General features: G+C 71.5%; 18 protein-coding genes. 12 read left to right on the forward strand and 6 right to left on the reverse strand.

Annotation, left to right across the window (positions count from 1 at the left end):
* Window positions 1-69: 69 nt before the first annotated feature.
* The 3 genes from mycP to P3T41_RS29160 all read left to right on the forward strand — a co-directional run bounded on the left by mycP (window position 70) and on the right by P3T41_RS29160 (window position 2,099).
* Window positions 70-1,308, forward strand: coding sequence for a type VII secretion-associated serine protease mycosin (gene mycP / locus P3T41_RS29150; RefSeq protein ID WP_280693529.1), 1,239 nt, complete (start codon window positions 70-72; stop codon window positions 1,306-1,308).
* A gap of 61 nt (window positions 1,309-1,369) precedes the next feature.
* Window positions 1,370-1,783 carry a glyoxalase gene (locus tag P3T41_RS29155; protein WP_280693530.1) on the forward strand — a complete coding sequence of 138 codons (414 nt, stop codon included), beginning with the start codon at window positions 1,370-1,372 and terminating at the stop codon, window positions 1,781-1,783.
* 37 nt (window positions 1,784-1,820) lie between these two features.
* On the forward strand, window positions 1,821-2,099 hold the full coding sequence (locus P3T41_RS29160; protein WP_280693531.1) for a helix-turn-helix domain-containing protein: 279 nt from the start codon (window positions 1,821-1,823) through the stop codon (window positions 2,097-2,099).
* Here the strand turns inward: P3T41_RS29160 and P3T41_RS29165 are convergent.
* Window positions 2,069-2,371 carry a hypothetical protein gene (locus tag P3T41_RS29165; RefSeq protein ID WP_280693532.1) on the reverse strand — a complete coding sequence of 101 codons (303 nt, stop codon included), beginning with the start codon at window positions 2,369-2,371 and terminating at the stop codon, window positions 2,069-2,071. The genes P3T41_RS29160 and P3T41_RS29165 overlap by 31 nt on opposite strands.
* Window positions 2,372-2,452: 81 nt before the next feature.
* A complete protein-coding gene (locus P3T41_RS29170) occupies window positions 2,453-2,992 on the reverse strand; it encodes a hypothetical protein (protein ID WP_280693533.1) in 540 nt (179 codons plus the stop codon).
* Between the two features lie 320 nt (window positions 2,993-3,312).
* On the opposite strand from P3T41_RS29170, the gene P3T41_RS29175 reads away from it, so the two are divergent.
* Complete coding sequence (locus P3T41_RS29175) at window positions 3,313-4,437, forward strand: hypothetical protein (RefSeq protein WP_280693534.1); 1,125 nt, start codon at window positions 3,313-3,315, stop codon at window positions 4,435-4,437.
* Between the two features lie 67 nt (window positions 4,438-4,504).
* On the opposite strand, the gene P3T41_RS29180 is transcribed toward P3T41_RS29175, so the two are convergent.
* Both P3T41_RS29180 and P3T41_RS29185 read right to left on the reverse strand, forming a co-directional pair.
* Window positions 4,505-5,092: an isochorismatase family protein gene (locus P3T41_RS29180; protein ID WP_280693535.1), complete on the reverse strand. Its 588-nt coding sequence runs from the start codon at window positions 5,090-5,092 to the stop codon at window positions 4,505-4,507.
* Window positions 5,093-5,290: 198 nt separating this feature from the next.
* Window positions 5,291-6,646: a nicotinate phosphoribosyltransferase gene (locus tag P3T41_RS29185; protein ID WP_280693536.1), complete on the reverse strand. Its 1,356-nt coding sequence runs from the start codon at window positions 6,644-6,646 to the stop codon at window positions 5,291-5,293.
* A 220-nt stretch (window positions 6,647-6,866) separates the two neighbouring features.
* On the opposite strand from P3T41_RS29185, the gene clpS reads away from it, so the two are divergent.
* The 6 genes from clpS to P3T41_RS29210 all read left to right on the forward strand — a co-directional run bounded on the left by clpS (window position 6,867) and on the right by P3T41_RS29210 (window position 9,973).
* A complete protein-coding gene (gene clpS, locus P3T41_RS29190; protein ID WP_280693537.1) occupies window positions 6,867-7,160 on the forward strand; it encodes an ATP-dependent Clp protease adapter ClpS in 294 nt (97 codons plus the stop codon).
* 78 nt (window positions 7,161-7,238) lie between these two features.
* Window positions 7,239-7,823, forward strand: coding sequence for a DUF2017 domain-containing protein (locus P3T41_RS29195; RefSeq protein ID WP_280693538.1), 585 nt, complete (start codon window positions 7,239-7,241; stop codon window positions 7,821-7,823).
* A 108-nt stretch (window positions 7,824-7,931) separates the two neighbouring features.
* Window positions 7,932-8,363 (forward strand): M67 family metallopeptidase, encoded by a 432-nt coding sequence (locus P3T41_RS29200; protein ID WP_280693539.1) that lies wholly within the window; start codon window positions 7,932-7,934, stop codon window positions 8,361-8,363.
* A 127-nt stretch (window positions 8,364-8,490) separates the two neighbouring features.
* Window positions 8,491-8,595 carry a putative leader peptide gene (locus P3T41_RS36975; protein ID WP_348533704.1) on the forward strand — a complete coding sequence of 35 codons (105 nt, stop codon included), beginning with the start codon at window positions 8,491-8,493 and terminating at the stop codon, window positions 8,593-8,595.
* A 131-nt stretch (window positions 8,596-8,726) separates the two neighbouring features.
* Window positions 8,727-9,005, forward strand: coding sequence for a MoaD/ThiS family protein (locus tag P3T41_RS29205; RefSeq protein ID WP_280693540.1), 279 nt, complete (start codon window positions 8,727-8,729; stop codon window positions 9,003-9,005).
* Window positions 9,005-9,973, forward strand: coding sequence for a cysteine synthase (locus tag P3T41_RS29210; protein WP_280693541.1), 969 nt, complete (start codon window positions 9,005-9,007; stop codon window positions 9,971-9,973). Before P3T41_RS29205 ends, P3T41_RS29210 begins: the two co-directional genes overlap by 1 nt.
* A 70-nt stretch (window positions 9,974-10,043) precedes the next feature.
* Here the strand turns inward: P3T41_RS29210 and P3T41_RS29215 are convergent, their stop codons facing one another.
* Window positions 10,044-10,526: a type II toxin-antitoxin system PemK/MazF family toxin gene (locus P3T41_RS29215; RefSeq protein WP_280693542.1), complete on the reverse strand. Its 483-nt coding sequence runs from the start codon at window positions 10,524-10,526 to the stop codon at window positions 10,044-10,046.
* A gap of 168 nt (window positions 10,527-10,694) precedes the next feature.
* On the opposite strand from P3T41_RS29215, the gene P3T41_RS29220 reads away from it, so the two are divergent.
* Window positions 10,695-10,895 (forward strand): MerR family transcriptional regulator, encoded by a 201-nt coding sequence (locus P3T41_RS29220; protein ID WP_280693543.1) that lies wholly within the window; start codon window positions 10,695-10,697, stop codon window positions 10,893-10,895.
* Between the two features lie 253 nt (window positions 10,896-11,148).
* Window positions 11,149-11,895: an MBL fold metallo-hydrolase gene (locus P3T41_RS29225; RefSeq protein WP_280693544.1), complete on the forward strand. Its 747-nt coding sequence runs from the start codon at window positions 11,149-11,151 to the stop codon at window positions 11,893-11,895.
* Window positions 11,896-11,961: 66 nt separating this feature from the next.
* Here the strand turns inward: P3T41_RS29225 and P3T41_RS29230 are convergent, their stop codons facing one another.
* The gene (locus P3T41_RS29230; RefSeq protein WP_280693545.1) at window positions 11,962-13,218 is read right to left on the reverse strand and encodes a PTS transporter subunit EIIC; all 1,257 of its coding nucleotides are present in this window, start codon (window positions 13,216-13,218) and stop codon (window positions 11,962-11,964) included.
* Between the last annotated feature and the right edge of the window lie 85 nt (window positions 13,219-13,303).

The following is a 13,303-nucleotide window of genomic DNA, read 5'->3' on the forward strand; positions in this document are numbered from 1 at the left end:
CACTGTCCGGAGTGACGGTTCTGAGGAATGGGGTGACCGACAGTGGCGAGTCGTCGGCCGGTGCGGGGGATGGCCGTCCTCGCCGCGGGGGCGCTGGTGTGGGGGTTGGCTGCTGGGCAGGCCCTCGCGGACAACATCCGTGATCAGCAGTGGGCGTTGCAGGCGTACAAGGCTGCGACGGATGTGTGGCCGATCAGCCAGGGTGATGGTGTGACGGTCGCTGTGATCGACACAGGGGTGTATTCCGATCAACAGGATCTGACGGGCCAGGTCTTGCCAGGCGCGGACTTCTCGGGTGCTCAAACCGACGGCCGGGTTGACAACGATGGGCACGGCACCGGGATGGCCAGCATCATTGCTGGTCATGGCCATGGAGACCAGGCCGGGGTCATGGGCCTGGCACCGAAGGCGAAGATCTTGCCAGTACGGGTAGGTCTTCAAGATTCTGGGGACATGCAAGGGGGCCCGGACTTCAAGTTCTCAGATGCGCTCCGCTATGCAGTCGATCATGGGGCGAAGGTTGTCAACATGTCGTTCGCCGCGGCGATGCGCACCAGCCCAGATGATCGAGCCGCTGTAGCCTACGCGGTCGCGCACGATGTCGTCCTGGTCGCCGGAACCGGCAACTTGGGTTCAGTGGTGTCCTATCCCGCAGCTTTCCCCGGTGTGGTCGCGGTCGGTGCGATCGATCGCCAGGGCAACGTGTGGGACCACTCCAACTACGGCCCCGAGGTGACCCTTGCAGCACCCGGTGTCGGCATCTACAGCTCGGGCAACAAGTCGAGCACCGACTACCGTTTTGCGACCGGCACCTCCGACGCCACCGCCTACGTCTCCGCCATCGCCGCCCTGGTCCGCTCCAAGTACCCCTCCCTCACCGCCGGCCAGGTGATCCGACGCATGATCACCAGCGCCGCCGCGCCCCCCGATCACAGCAAGGTGCCCAACGACCACTACGGCTACGGCATCGCCTCGCCCTCCAAGTCCCTCGCCGCCAACCCGGCCGTGGACAACGGGCCGAAGGACAATCCGCTGCTCACCCGCGTCGAGTCCCAGGGCGCACCGGACACCTCCTCTCCGGTGCCGGCACCGCCGGCGGCCGGTACGGGCAGCGGTGGCAGCGGGACGCCGGTCTGGCTCTATGGGGCCGGCGGCGGGGTGCTCGTGCTGATCGTGCTCGGCGTCACCTTCCTGGTGCGCCGCGGCAGTCGTCGGCCCGCCGCAGCCCCTGCGGGCCCCGCCGCCTACCCGCACCCGCCCCAGCAGCAGTACCAGCCCCCTCAGTACCCCCAAGACCCCCGGAACTGACGGCGGTACCGAGGCGGGCCGGACTCCTGACAATCCGTATACCCGCAGATAGGGTCGGCGCATGACCGTATCTGATGGTTTCTTCGCCGGCCTGCACCACGTCCAACTCGCCATCCCCGCAGGCAGTGAGGCGCTCTGCCGGGAGTTCTGGGGCGAGGTGCTCGGGATGACCGAGTTGGCCAAGCCGGCGGCGCTGGCGGCCCGGGGCGGCTGCTGGTTCCGGGGTGGCGGGTTGGAGGTTCACCTGGGGGTGGAGCAGGACTTCGCGCCGGCCCGCAAGGCGCACCCGGGGATCCTGGTGAACGGGCTGCCCGCGCTGGCGGCGCGGCTGGAGGCGCACGGCCATCCGGTGCAGTGGGACGGGGAGTTCCCCGGTCACGACCGGTTCTACGCCTTCGACAAGTTCGGCAACCGGCTCGAGTTCATGGAGCCGCACCCTGAAGCTCAGCCGGACCGGCAGCGGGAGTCGGAGTAGCGGCCAGCGGCGGTGGGTGTGTTCGCGGGTTGCCGAGGTGCTGGCGCAGACACTGCGCGCGCTGGAGCGGGACGGGCTGCTGACCCGGACCGAGTTCGAGGAGAACCCGCCCCGCGTGGAGTACGAGTCGACCCCGCTGGGCCACTCGCTGTTCGGTCCGATGGATGCCGCCTGCGCGTGGGCCGGGGAGGATCTGGACCAGCTGGACGCCGCCCGGGCTCGTGCCACGGGTGCCGACCAGCGCCCGGAGAGTGCGGCGGCGCGGTGCGACGGGGAGGGGCTCGCTCAGGCGACCAGTTCGCGGGCCTCCAGGTAGGTCCGCACCACCGCCATGCCGTACACCGGCTGGATCAGCTGTTGGCCTTTGAAGAACGGACGGGCGGGCGCGAACCCGGCTGCGATGAGCAGCTCGCGGATCTCCGCTATCTCCGCCTCGCTGCGGGCCGTGAAACGTACCTCCCAGCCCTTCTTGTACGTCGAACCCCGCTCGCCGGCCCGGCGGGCGGGGTCGGGCTGCCGGACGTATCCGGGTAGCCGGCCCAGGCGCAGCTGTGCCGCGCTCAGACCTGATGTCTCGTCATATGGCATGCCCTGATGGTAGGCAATGCCTCCGGAGCACTTGTTCCGAGGGAGCATCCGGGGCGCGTGGCCCGGGTCACACCGCGCGGCTCACACCGCCGCTGCGGGAACGGACACCGCGTCGGCGGCCCGGGACCGCTCCAGGGCGCGCAGGGCGGTCTCCTGGGTGAAGGCGAGCAGGCCGACGGTGATGGCGCCCAGCACGACGGCGTAGGCCACGTGCGCGGCGGTCGAGGTGACCGTGACGCCGATGGCGTTGAGCGCGAAGTGGCTGCCGATCCGCAGGGCCACCAGGCCGATGGCCACCTTGCGGGTCTCCTTGCCGCGCCACAGGGCCCTGGCCAGCCGCAGGCGCTTGCGCATCAGCGTCAGCGAGAGGGCGATGTTGGCGACCACCAGCACGCCGAGCAGCGGCAGCACCACGGGGAAGGCCTTGAACAGGTCGAAGGCGCTGGCGAAGACGGCCTCGAAGCCGAAGAACCAGACCGGCAACCGCAGCTCGCTGACCGGCTCCGTGACGGCGGCGAGCCCCTTCGGCTTCCCGGCGGCGGCCGCCTCGACAGCAGACGCATCGGTGACATCAGGCTCGGTGGCGGTCCTGAACGTGGTCCTGAACGCGGTCTTGAACATGGTCTGATCCCCCGGAGTCGTCCGGCCTCGCGTGGTTCGCCCGCCGGTGATCACGATTCTGCCGGTCGGACCAGGGCCCGGACCAGCGGATCCGGTCATCCCTTCCGCATGACGGATGTCATGGCGAACCACCGCGCGAACCACCGCCGGGCTGCGACCAATCAGCAGCCGACATATTCCGCAAGCGCTTTGCGTCCAATTACTCCGTTTGAGTGAGGGTATGGCGACTTTAGTGCGGGGCTGTCCCGATTTGACGACGGTTATGTAACGGTGCGTCAGGTTAGGAATGCGGCGACCGGGTGACAGGGGAGGGTTGTCGCATGAGCTACCAGATCCCCTCCTCGGTCCCTTCGCTGGAAGAGCTGGCCCGGCGTCAGCAGAACGTGATCACCGCAAGTCAGCTGCGCGCCCGGGGAGTTCCGTCCCGTGTGGTCAGCGAGCACTGCCGGCGCGGCGGTCCCTGGCAGCGCCTGCTGCCCCGGGTCTACCTGCTGCAGACCGGGACCCCGACGCCCGAACAGCGGATGTGGGCGGCGCTGCTGTACGCGGCGCAGAACGGCCGTGAGGCGGGCAGTCGAGAAGGCGCGCTGATCACCGGTGCGGCCGCGCTCGCGCTCTACGGCTTCAGCGCGGTGCCCCGGCTGCCGGCCGTCACCGGGGTGCAGGTGCTGGTGCCCAGGCAGCGCCGGTTGCGGGACGTGGGCGAGGTGCGGATCCAACGCACGGCCCGCGAGTTGGTGGCCAGCGAGGTGCACGGACTGGCCTGCGCACCGGTGGCCAGGGCGGTGGCGGACGCGCTGCGCGAGTGGCTCGGTGACACCGCGAACGGTGACACCGCGAACGGCGACAGCGTGAACGGCGACACGGAGAGCGGTGCGGCCTCGGACGACGGCGCCGAGCTCGAGCCGGCCGCGGAGCGGGCGCTGATCGGCCCGCGCACGCTGCGCTCGCTGCTGCGCGAGGCGGTCGCCGTCGCCCCGGGCGGGCACCCGGCCTGCACCACCGCCGAGTTGATCGCCGAACTGCGCGAGGCGAAGCTCCTCGAGCTGCCGCGGATCCGCGCCGCGCTGGACGAACTGCTCGCAGCCGAGCGGGAGTCGGCGATCGGCGGGGTCATCGAGCTGGCCGCCGCCGAGCTGCTGCCGGCGCCGCTGGTCGGGCCCGAACTGCGGATGCGCGGCGGCACGTTCGTCGCGGTGCCCGACCTCTACTGGCCGCAGGCCGGGGTGGCGGTCGAGGTGGACTCCGAGCTGCGCTGCGTCAGCGAGGGCGAGCAGGCCTGGATGCGGTCCGGCCAGCACCGGATGGAGTACCTGGGGGTGCGGGTGGTCTACCTGACCGGCGGCCGGCTGGCCGCCGAGCCCGCGGCGGTGGCCGAGGAGCTGCGGCAGGCCTTCCTGGCCGGCGGCGCGGACGTGGTGGAGCTGATGCTGACGGAAGGCTAGGGCAGCCCAGCCCAGCCCAGCCCAGCCCAGCCCAGCCCAGCCAGCCCAACCAGGTCGCGGCCGGTGCTCAGTCCAGGACCGGTGCCCCGATCAGCTCCACCCCGGCCTCGCGCAACTGGTCGAGCGCGGCGGCCGTGGTCGCCGGCGCCACCCCCGCCGTCAGGTCGAGCAGCACCCGGGTGGCGAACCCCTCCCGCACGGCGTCCAGCGCCGTGGCCCGGACACAGTGGTCGGTGGCGATGCCGACCAGGTCCACCGCCTCGACGGACCGCGCGCGCAGCCACTGCGCGAGCGTGCTGCCGTTCTCGTCGAATCCCTCGAAGCCGCTGTACGCGGCCGCGTACGCGCCCTTGTCGAAGACCGCCTCGATCGCGCCCGAGGTCACCGAGGGCGCGAAGTTGGGGTGGAAGCCGACCCCTTCGGTCCCGGCCACGCAGTGCGGCGGCCAGCTGTCCACGAAGTCGGGGTCGGCGGAGAAGTGCGCCCCCGGGTCGTGGTGGTGGTCACGGGTGGCCAGGATGTGGCTGTACTCGTCCCGGGCGGTGGCGATCAGTTCGGTGATCGCGGCCGCCACCTCAGCGCCGCCGGCGACCGGGAGGCTGCCGCCCTCGCAGAAGTCGTTCTGCACATCGATGACGATCAGGGCCCGTTGCATGGCTGGCTTCCTCGCTGGCGGTCGGTGGGGGGTTTGGGGTCGGTGGGGGTGGGGGAGTGGAGTGTGGCCACTCTAGGGAGTGGCGGTGAAGGGCGGAAGGGTTGCCGCCGGGGATCCGTGCCCCCGAACGCGCGCGGGCGCGGCAGACAGGTCCACGGCCCGGCAGCAGCTCAGACCAGCTGCTGGCCCGGCAGCAGCTCAGACCAGCTGCAGCTCGGTGCCCAGCACCGGCTCGCCCTTGGACAGCTGGGTGGCCGACAGCGGCAGCGCCGCCCGCGCCCGCAGGTGCCGCTCCCGCGCGGCGGTCAGCGGCTCGCGCCCGACCACCTCGCCCCCGCGCACCAGCGGGACGTGCAGCGCGTACGGCGCGAGCTGCTCCGGCAGCGGCCCGGTGCCCACCACCTCGGCCTCGGCCACGCCGTCCGCGTCGGGCCGCCGAGCCGCCCACTTGCGCCCGCCCACGCTCGACTTGGCGCCCGCCGAGCGCTTGGCCACCGGGACCAGCGGCGCGTCGGGATCGGCCGAGCCGGCCCGGGCGACCAGCTTGTAGACCATCGCGCAGGTCGGCTGCCCGCTGCCGGTGACCAGGCTGGTGCCGACCCCGTAGCCGTCCACCGGGGCGGCGGCGAGCGCGGCGATCGCGTACTCGTCGAGATCGGAGGTGACGATGATCCGGGTCTTCCGGGCGCCCAGCTCGTCCAGCTGGCGGCGGACCCGGTGGGCGAGCAGGGTCAGGTCGCCGGAGTCGATCCGCACCGCGCCGAGTTCGGGCCCGGCCACCTCGATGGCGGTGCGCACCGCCTCGGCCAGGTCGAAGGTGTCCACCAGCAGCGTGGTGCCGGTGCCCATCGAGGCGAGCTGGGCGGTGAAGGCGTCCCGTTCGCTGTCGTGCAGCAGGGTGAAGGCGTGCGCGGCGGTGCCGGTGGTCGGGATGCCGTGGGTGAAGCCGGCCTCCAGGTCGGAGGTGGCGGCGAAGCCCGCGATGTAGGCGGCGCGGGCGGCCGCGACGGCGGCGCTCTCGTGGGCTCGCCGGGCTCCCATCTCGATGCACGGCCGCTCCCCTGCGGCGGCCGTCATCCGGGAGGCTGCGGCGGCGATCGCCGAGTCGTGGTTGAGGATGGAGAGGATCACCGTCTCCAGGATCACGCCCTCGGCGAAGCTGCCCTCCACGGTGAGCAGCGGCGAGCCCGGGAAGTAGACCTCGCCCTCCGGGTAGCCGTGGATGTCGCCCCGGAAGCGGTAGTCGGCCAGCCACCGCAGGGTCGGCTCGTCGACCACCCGCTGGTCGGCCAGCCAGTCCAACTGGGCCGTGCTGAAGCGGAAGTTCTCCACCGCGTCCAGCACCCGGCCGGTGCCGGCCAGCACGCCGTAGCGGCGGCCGTCGGGCAGCCGGCGGGTGAAGACCTCGAAGACCGAGCGGCGGTGCGCGGCGCCGCTGCGCAGCGCGGCCTGCAGCATGGTCAGCTCGTAGCGGTCGGTGAGCAGCGCGGTCGAGCCGGCTGCCGGCGAGGTGAGCATGGCGGGCTGCGCCGCCACGATTGCCTGGGCGTCCATGAAGATGATGCTACTACCACTTAGCGTCAGTTTGACGATTTCCGCCGCAGCGGGTCTGGTGCCGGACCGGAGCTGTCGCGTGGCGGCCGGGTCGGAATCGCTCCGAGGTCCCCCGGATGGCAGCATGGGAGGTCAGGGGAGCCTTGCCGGCCTGCGGCCGGTGTTCCCCCGTGGGCCGCTCCCGGCCCTCGTCGAGCCATCGCTGTGAGGAGAGCCAGTCGTGAGTGTCGCGCCGGCCGAGATCGAACGCACCGAGGCCGAAAGCCTCCCGGTGGCGGAGCCGGACACTCCCTGGGTGACCATCGTGCACAACGATCCGGTCAACCTGATGAGCTATGTCCTCTATGTCTTCCAGGCCTACTTCGGCTACCCGAAGGAGAAGGCGCGCAAGCTGATGATGGACGTGCACACCCGCGGCCGCGCGGTGGTCTCCAGCGGCACCCGCGAGGAGATGGAGCGCGACGTCCAGGCGATGCACGGGTACGGCCTCTGGGCCACCCTCCAGCACGACTGATCCACTGATCATCCGTCAGCCGGCGGCAGAGTCCGGCTGACCATTCGACACCTACGAGAACCGGACGGTTACCTGACGATGGCTGGGTTGTTCGAGCGGACCGGCGACGGCAGCGTGGCGATCGCCCTGGAGGACGTGGAGGCCGCCATCCTCCGCTCCCTCGAAGTGCAGATGCTGGAGCTGATCGGCCCCGGCCCGGGCGCCGCACCGGGCGCGGAGACCGACCCGTTCGCCGCGCTCTTCGCCGAGGGGCCCACCGAGGCGCCCAGCGACCCCGCGGTCGCCCGGCTCTTCCCCGACGCCTACGGCGAGCCCGGGCAGGCGGCGGACCCGCAGACCAAGGCGGCCGCCGGTGAGTTCCGCCGGTACACCGAGCCGGACATGCGCACCCGCAAGCGCGAGGACGCGCTGCTGGTGATCCGCTCGCTGGACACCCTGGGCGGTGGCGGCGGGGTGGTGCGCCCCGGTGCCGACGAGTGCCCGCGCTGGCTGGGCGCGCTCAACGACCTGCGGCTGACCCTGGGCGTGCGGCTGGAGGTGTCCGAGGAGGACGAGCAGGGCCTGTACGACCTGCCGGACACCGACGAGCGCAAGCCGCTGGTGATGGCCTACCTCTGGCTGGGTGCGATGCAGGAGTCGCTGCTGGAGGCGATGACGGGCTGAGCCCGGGCCGCGGGCCGCGCTCGGCACGGCCGGGGTGCCTGTCCAGCGCGGCGCCCAGAGCTCGGACAGTGACCCGGGCGGCGCCGGGACGGGCCCTATCCTGGCCGCATGCTGACCATCACCCGAGAGCTGCACGACGCGATCGTCGCCCACGCCCGCGCCGACCATCCGGACGAGGCCTGCGGCGTCGTCGCCGGCCCGGCCGGCAGCGGCCGCCCGGAGCGCTTCATCCCGATGCTCAACGCGGCCCGCTCGCCCACCTTCTACGAGTTCGACTCGGCGGACCTGTTCAAGCTCTACCGCGAGATGGACGACCGGGACGAGGAGCCGGTGATCGTCTACCACTCGCACACCGCCACCGAGGCCTACCCCTCGCGCACCGACGTCAGCTACGCCTCCGAGCCGAACGCCCATTACGTGCTGGTCTCCACCGCCGAGGGCACCGGCGCCGAGGACCCGTTCCAGTTCCGCTCGTTCCGCATCGTGGATGGCGTGATCACGGAGGAAGACGTCGAGGTCGTCGACGTCCCCGCCGGCTGACCGGCTGGCCGCCGGGCGGGCGGCGGGTCGGGCCGGCTTCCCGGCCGGTCTCACAGGGCGACACGAAAGCATCCGACCTGCGAGACGGGCATGGAGGAACCGGGACGGGAATCTATACGATGAGTCCATGCGTTCCGTCGATGTGAGCATCCAGGCCCCGGGCACCCGCCTCGTGGCGCGCCTGCACATCGACCTGTGCCGGCACGCCGCGGCGATCTGTCCCGACGCCTGAGCCCTGCTCGCCCGGCCCCGGTCGGCGAGTCGCGCACCACGCCCCTTCGTACCTGACGAAGCAAGCCACGAAGCAAGTACCGCCCCAGCCGCGCGCCCGCGGCCCCACCACCACCTGCCAGGAGCGCAGCCATGGCCATCGAGGTCCGCATCCCGACCATCCTCCGTACCTACACCGACGGCGCCAAGGCCGTCGAGGGCGCCGGGGACAACCTCCAGGAGCTCATCGCCGACCTCGACGTCCGTCACCCGGGCATCGCCGACCGACTGCTGGACAAGGGCGAGCTGCGCCGCTTCGTCAACGTCTACCTGAACGACGAGGACGTCCGCTTCCTGGCCGGCATCACCACCGACGTCAAGGACGGCGACAGCGTCACCATCCTCCCGGCCGTCGCCGGTGGCTCCAACTAATGCGTTACGACAGCCCGCTCGAAGCCGTCGGCAACACCCCGCTGGTGCGGTTGCCCCGGCTCTCCGCGGCCGTGCCCGGCAACGGGCAGGGCCTGGTCACGCTCTGGGCGAAGCTGGAGGACCGCAACCCGACCGGGTCGATCAAGGACCGCCCGGCGTTGCACATGATCGAGCGGGCCGAGGCGGACGGTCGGCTCACCCCCGGGTGCACCGTGCTGGAGCCGACCAGCGGGAACACCGGCATCTCGCTGGCGATGGCGGCCAAGCTCAAGGGCTACCGGATCGTCTGCGTGATGCCGGAGAACACCAGCGAGGAGCGGCGCGAGCTGCTCCGGATGTGGGGCGCGGAGATCATCTCCTCACCCGCCGCCGGCGGCTCCAACACGGCGGTCCGGGTGGCCAAGGAGCTGGCCGCCGAGCACCCCGACTGGGTGATGCTCTATCAGTACGGCAACCCCGACAACGCGGGCGCGCACTACGCCACCACCGGCCCGGAGATCCTGGCCGACCTGCCCACCGTCACCCACTTCGTCGCGGGCCTGGGCACCACCGGCACCCTGATGGGCGTCGGCCGCTACCTGCGCGAGAAGGTGCCCGGCGTGCAGATCGTCGCCGCCGAGCCGCGCTACGACGACGTGGTCTACGGGCTGCGCAACCTGGACGAGGGCTTCGTGCCCGAGCTGTACGACGCCACCGTGCTCAGCACCCGGTTCAGCGTCGGTTCGGCCGACTCGGTCCGCCGCACCCGTGAACTCCTCGCCGAGGAGGGCATCTTCGCCGGCGTCTCGACCGGCGCGATCCTGCACGCGGCCCTCGGCGTCGGCCGCCGCGCGGCCGAGGCCGGCGAGCGCGCGGACATCGTCTTCGTGGTGCCGGACGGCGGCTGGAAGTACCTCTCCACCGGCATCTACACCGCCGCCAGCACCGAGGAAGCGGTCGAGCTGCTGCACGGCCAGCTCTGGGCCTAGGGCCCGACCGACACCGACGCCGACGCCGGCACCGGCACCGGCGGTTGGCGCCGGCCCCCGATCGCGGGGGTCAGCGCCGGCCGTCGTGCTGTTCCATGGCCCGCAGCACCCGCCCCCAGGTCGGCGCGTCCAGCGGACCGACCCGGCGACGGAAGGCGCTCAGTGCCACCTCTCGCCGCTCCCCGGTCTCCAGCCAACTGGTCCGCCCCTGCCGGTCGCCGACTGCGACGGCCGGCAGCTCGACCAGACCGGACAGCTCGACGTGGTGCTTGCTGGTGATCTTCGCGACGGTGGCGGTGCCGCCGTGCACCCGCAGGACCAGGCAGGGGCGGTCCTTGGCGCCGGGGCCGTCCTCGAAGGGGACCTCGGCCCACCAGATCTCCCGGGGCGCCGGGCTGCCGGAGGCCGCCCGGCGCGGCGCCGGCGTGGTGCGCGGGGCGGGGGTGGCGGGGTCGGTCGGGCGCCGATCGCGCAGCCGGGTGATGGCGAAGGCGATCAGGGCCAGCAGTACCAGGGCAGCCACTACGGCCAGTACGGCAAGCGAGCGATTCATGTGCTGACCGTACCGGCTGTGACAGTTGAGGATTTATCCGTTCACTGCTTCCGCTCTGTCACGGAATGACTACGGAGCCAGCCGTGCGGCCCTGTGCCGCACCGTGGCCGAAAGGCTGATCCACGCAAGCCCGAGATCAGCCCACGGCACACCCGGAGGTGGCGCCAGATGAGCAGTCAGCACAGTCGCGGCGAAGTGTGGTCCTACGCCGAGATCGCCCACCACATCGGAGTGCAGACCGACACCGTCCGCAACTATCGCCGCCACGGCCTGCTCCCCGATCCCGACTTCGTCGATCAGAGCGGCCACCCCCGCTGGTACGCCGACACCATCCGCGCCTGGGCGCGCCGCCGCCCCGGCCACCGCTGACCCGGTCACAGGGCCGCTTGGTGGGCTGCTCAGTCGCTCGCGCGCACCCCCGCCGGCCCGCGCGTGAACCGAGCGCGCGCCGGCGTCCCCGCGCCGCCCCGTTCTGGTGATTCCAGCCACAGCCCGGCACGGGGACGGGGGCAAAGTGCCGCTCCGCCCTTACCCTCGACACGCGACCGCTGCAGTTACCCGCCGGTGTGACCCGGCGGTCATCGGCGTGCGGGGGGACCTGGATCCGGCGGAGGGGCTCGGGATGAAACTGACTGTGGTGGGGTGCTCGGGGAGCTTCCCGTCGCCCGACTCGCCCTGCTCCAGCTACCTGGTCGAGGCCGACGGCTACCACCTGGTGGTCGACCTCGGCAACGGCGCGCTCGGCGCGCTGCAGAACCACGTCGGCCTCTACGACGTGGACGCGGTCGCGCTCAGCCACCTGCACGCCGACCACTGCATCGACCTGTGCGCCTACTGGGTGGCCCGCAACTACCGCCAGGAGGGCTGCCCCGACCCGCTGCCGGTCTACGGCCCGCTGGACACGCCGGGCCGGCTGGCCCGCGCCTACGACATGCCCGAGCGCCCGGGGATGACCGAGGTCTTCGACTTCCACACCCTCACCCCCGGCCGATTCGAGCTTGGCCCGCTGACCGTCACCGCCGTCCAGGTCAACCACCCGGTCGAGGCCTACGCCTTCCGGATCGAGCACGACGGCCGCTCGCTGGTCTACTCCGGCGACACCGGCGAGAGCCCGGCACTGGTCGAACTGGCCAGGGACGCCGACCTCTTCCTCTGCGAGGCCGCCTACACCGACGGCCGGGAGACCTACCGTTCGATCCACCTCAACGGCCGCGAGGCCGGCGAGCACGCCACCGCCGCCGGAGCCCGCCGCCTGGTGCTCACCCACATCCCGCCGTGGACCGACCCGCAGCGCAATCTGCGGGACGCCGAGAAGGCCTACCAGGGGCCGGTGGAGCTGGCCAAGGCCGGTGCGGTGTACGAGATCTGACGTAACATCACGAAGAGGGGGCACCGGCTGCGGCCGGTGCCCCCTCTTCGCTGCGTCAGGCGGCGGTCACGCCTTGGTGACGTCCTCGAGCTCCTCGTCGGTCTCGCGACCGGGAGTCTTGAGGTCGAACTTCGTGATCGCGAAGCGGAAGACCACGTAGTAGATCACCGCGAAGACCAGGCCGATCGGGATGATCAGCCAGGGCTTGGTGGCGAAGTGCCAGTTGAAGACGTAGTCGATCGCACCGGCCGAGAAGGTGAAGCCGTCGTGCACGCCCAGCGCCCAGGTGATCATCATCGACAGCGCGGTGAGCACCGCGTGGATGCCGTAGAGGACCGGGGCGATGAAGAGGAAGGAGAACTCGATCGGCTCGGTGATGCCGGTCATGAAGGAGGTCAGGGCCAGCGACATCATCATTCCGAGGACGGCCTTGCGGCGCTCCGGGCGGGCGCAGTGCGCGATCGCCAGCGCGGCGGCCGGCAGGCCGAACATCATCACCGGGAAGAAGCCGGACATGAACTGCCCGGCGGTCGGGTCGCCGGCGAAGAAGCGGTTGAGGTCACCCTGGACCAGCTTGCCGGTGGCGTCGTGGAAGGTGCCCGCCTGCTGCCAGAAGAAGGTGTTGGCGAACTGGTGCATGCCGACCGGGAGCAGCGCGCGGTTGATCAGGCCGAAGACGCCGGAGCCGACCGCGCCCAGGCCGATCGCCCAGTTGCTGAAGCTGTTCAAGGCGTCGCCGACCGGGCCCCAGGCCAGGCCGAAGGCGATGCCGAGGAAGGTGCCGACGAAGGCCATGATGAGCGGCACCAGGCGGCGGCCGTTGAAGAAGCCGAGCCAGTCGGGCAGCTTGGTGCGGTGGTAGCGCTGCCACAGGGTCGCACTGAGCAGACCGATGACCACACCGCCGAGCACACCGGGGTTCTGCGGGGTGCCGGCCGGGTTGGCGGCGGTGACTGTGCCGGCCATCGGGAAGACGGTCAGCACGTTGTGGAAGACCAGGTAGCCGACCAGCGCGGCCAGTGCGGTGGAGCCGTCCGCCTTCTTGGCCAGGCCGATGGCGATGCCGACGCAGAAGAGCAGCGGCATGTTGCTGAACACCGCGTTCCCGGCCGCGGCGAAGGTGGCGACCAGCTTGGCCGGCAGGTGCAGCTTCTCCTGGACGTCCGGCTGCCCCAGCCGCAGCAGGATTCCGGCGGCCGGCAGGACCGCGATCGGCAGCTGGAGGCTGCGGCCGATCTTCTGCAGGCTCTGCAGAGCGTTCTGCCCGAACTGCTTGAGGGGCGAGGGTGCGGCGGGCGCCGGTGCCTGCGCAGTCGTACTCATGGGGGTGGTTCCTCACGGCAGGGCGTACCGGGCGGGGTGCGGCCGGGGCCGATACGCGAACTGGTCTACACCACTAGTGGTGTAG

The organism is Kitasatospora sp. GAS204B (assembly GCF_029892155.1).
GTDB lineage: Bacteria > Actinomycetota > Actinomycetes > Streptomycetales > Streptomycetaceae > Kitasatospora.

What these genes read in the sequence shown, in the direction of transcription:
- mycP (WP_280693529.1), top strand. Translation starts at nt 70, where the DNA reads ATGGCCGTCCTCGCCGCGGGGGCGCTGGTGTGGGGGTTGGCTGCTGGG.
- P3T41_RS29155 (WP_280693530.1), top strand. Translation starts at nt 1,370, where the DNA reads ATGACCGTATCTGATGGTTTCTTCGCCGGCCTGCACCACGTCCAACTC.
- P3T41_RS29165 (WP_280693532.1), bottom strand. Translation starts at nt 2,371, where the DNA reads ATGCCATATGACGAGACATCAGGTCTGAGCGCGGCACAGCTGCGCCTG.
- P3T41_RS29170 (WP_280693533.1), bottom strand. Translation starts at nt 2,992, where the DNA reads ATGTTCAAGACCGCGTTCAGGACCACGTTCAGGACCGCCACCGAGCCT.
- P3T41_RS29175 (WP_280693534.1), top strand. Translation starts at nt 3,313, where the DNA reads ATGAGCTACCAGATCCCCTCCTCGGTCCCTTCGCTGGAAGAGCTGGCC.
- P3T41_RS29180 (WP_280693535.1), bottom strand. Translation starts at nt 5,092, where the DNA reads ATGCAACGGGCCCTGATCGTCATCGATGTGCAGAACGACTTCTGCGAG.
- P3T41_RS29185 (WP_280693536.1), bottom strand. Translation starts at nt 6,646, where the DNA reads ATGGACGCCCAGGCAATCGTGGCGGCGCAGCCCGCCATGCTCACCTCG.
- P3T41_RS29195 (WP_280693538.1), top strand. Translation starts at nt 7,239, where the DNA reads ATGGCTGGGTTGTTCGAGCGGACCGGCGACGGCAGCGTGGCGATCGCC.
- P3T41_RS29200 (WP_280693539.1), top strand. Translation starts at nt 7,932, where the DNA reads ATGCTGACCATCACCCGAGAGCTGCACGACGCGATCGTCGCCCACGCC.
- P3T41_RS36975 (WP_348533704.1), top strand. Translation starts at nt 8,491, where the DNA reads ATGCGTTCCGTCGATGTGAGCATCCAGGCCCCGGGCACCCGCCTCGTG.
- P3T41_RS29205 (WP_280693540.1), top strand. Translation starts at nt 8,727, where the DNA reads ATGGCCATCGAGGTCCGCATCCCGACCATCCTCCGTACCTACACCGAC.
- P3T41_RS29210 (WP_280693541.1), top strand. Translation starts at nt 9,005, where the DNA reads ATGCGTTACGACAGCCCGCTCGAAGCCGTCGGCAACACCCCGCTGGTG.
- P3T41_RS29215 (WP_280693542.1), bottom strand. Translation starts at nt 10,526, where the DNA reads ATGAATCGCTCGCTTGCCGTACTGGCCGTAGTGGCTGCCCTGGTACTG.
- P3T41_RS29220 (WP_280693543.1), top strand. Translation starts at nt 10,695, where the DNA reads ATGAGCAGTCAGCACAGTCGCGGCGAAGTGTGGTCCTACGCCGAGATC.
- P3T41_RS29225 (WP_280693544.1), top strand. Translation starts at nt 11,149, where the DNA reads ATGAAACTGACTGTGGTGGGGTGCTCGGGGAGCTTCCCGTCGCCCGAC.
- P3T41_RS29230 (WP_280693545.1), bottom strand. Translation starts at nt 13,218, where the DNA reads ATGAGTACGACTGCGCAGGCACCGGCGCCCGCCGCACCCTCGCCCCTC.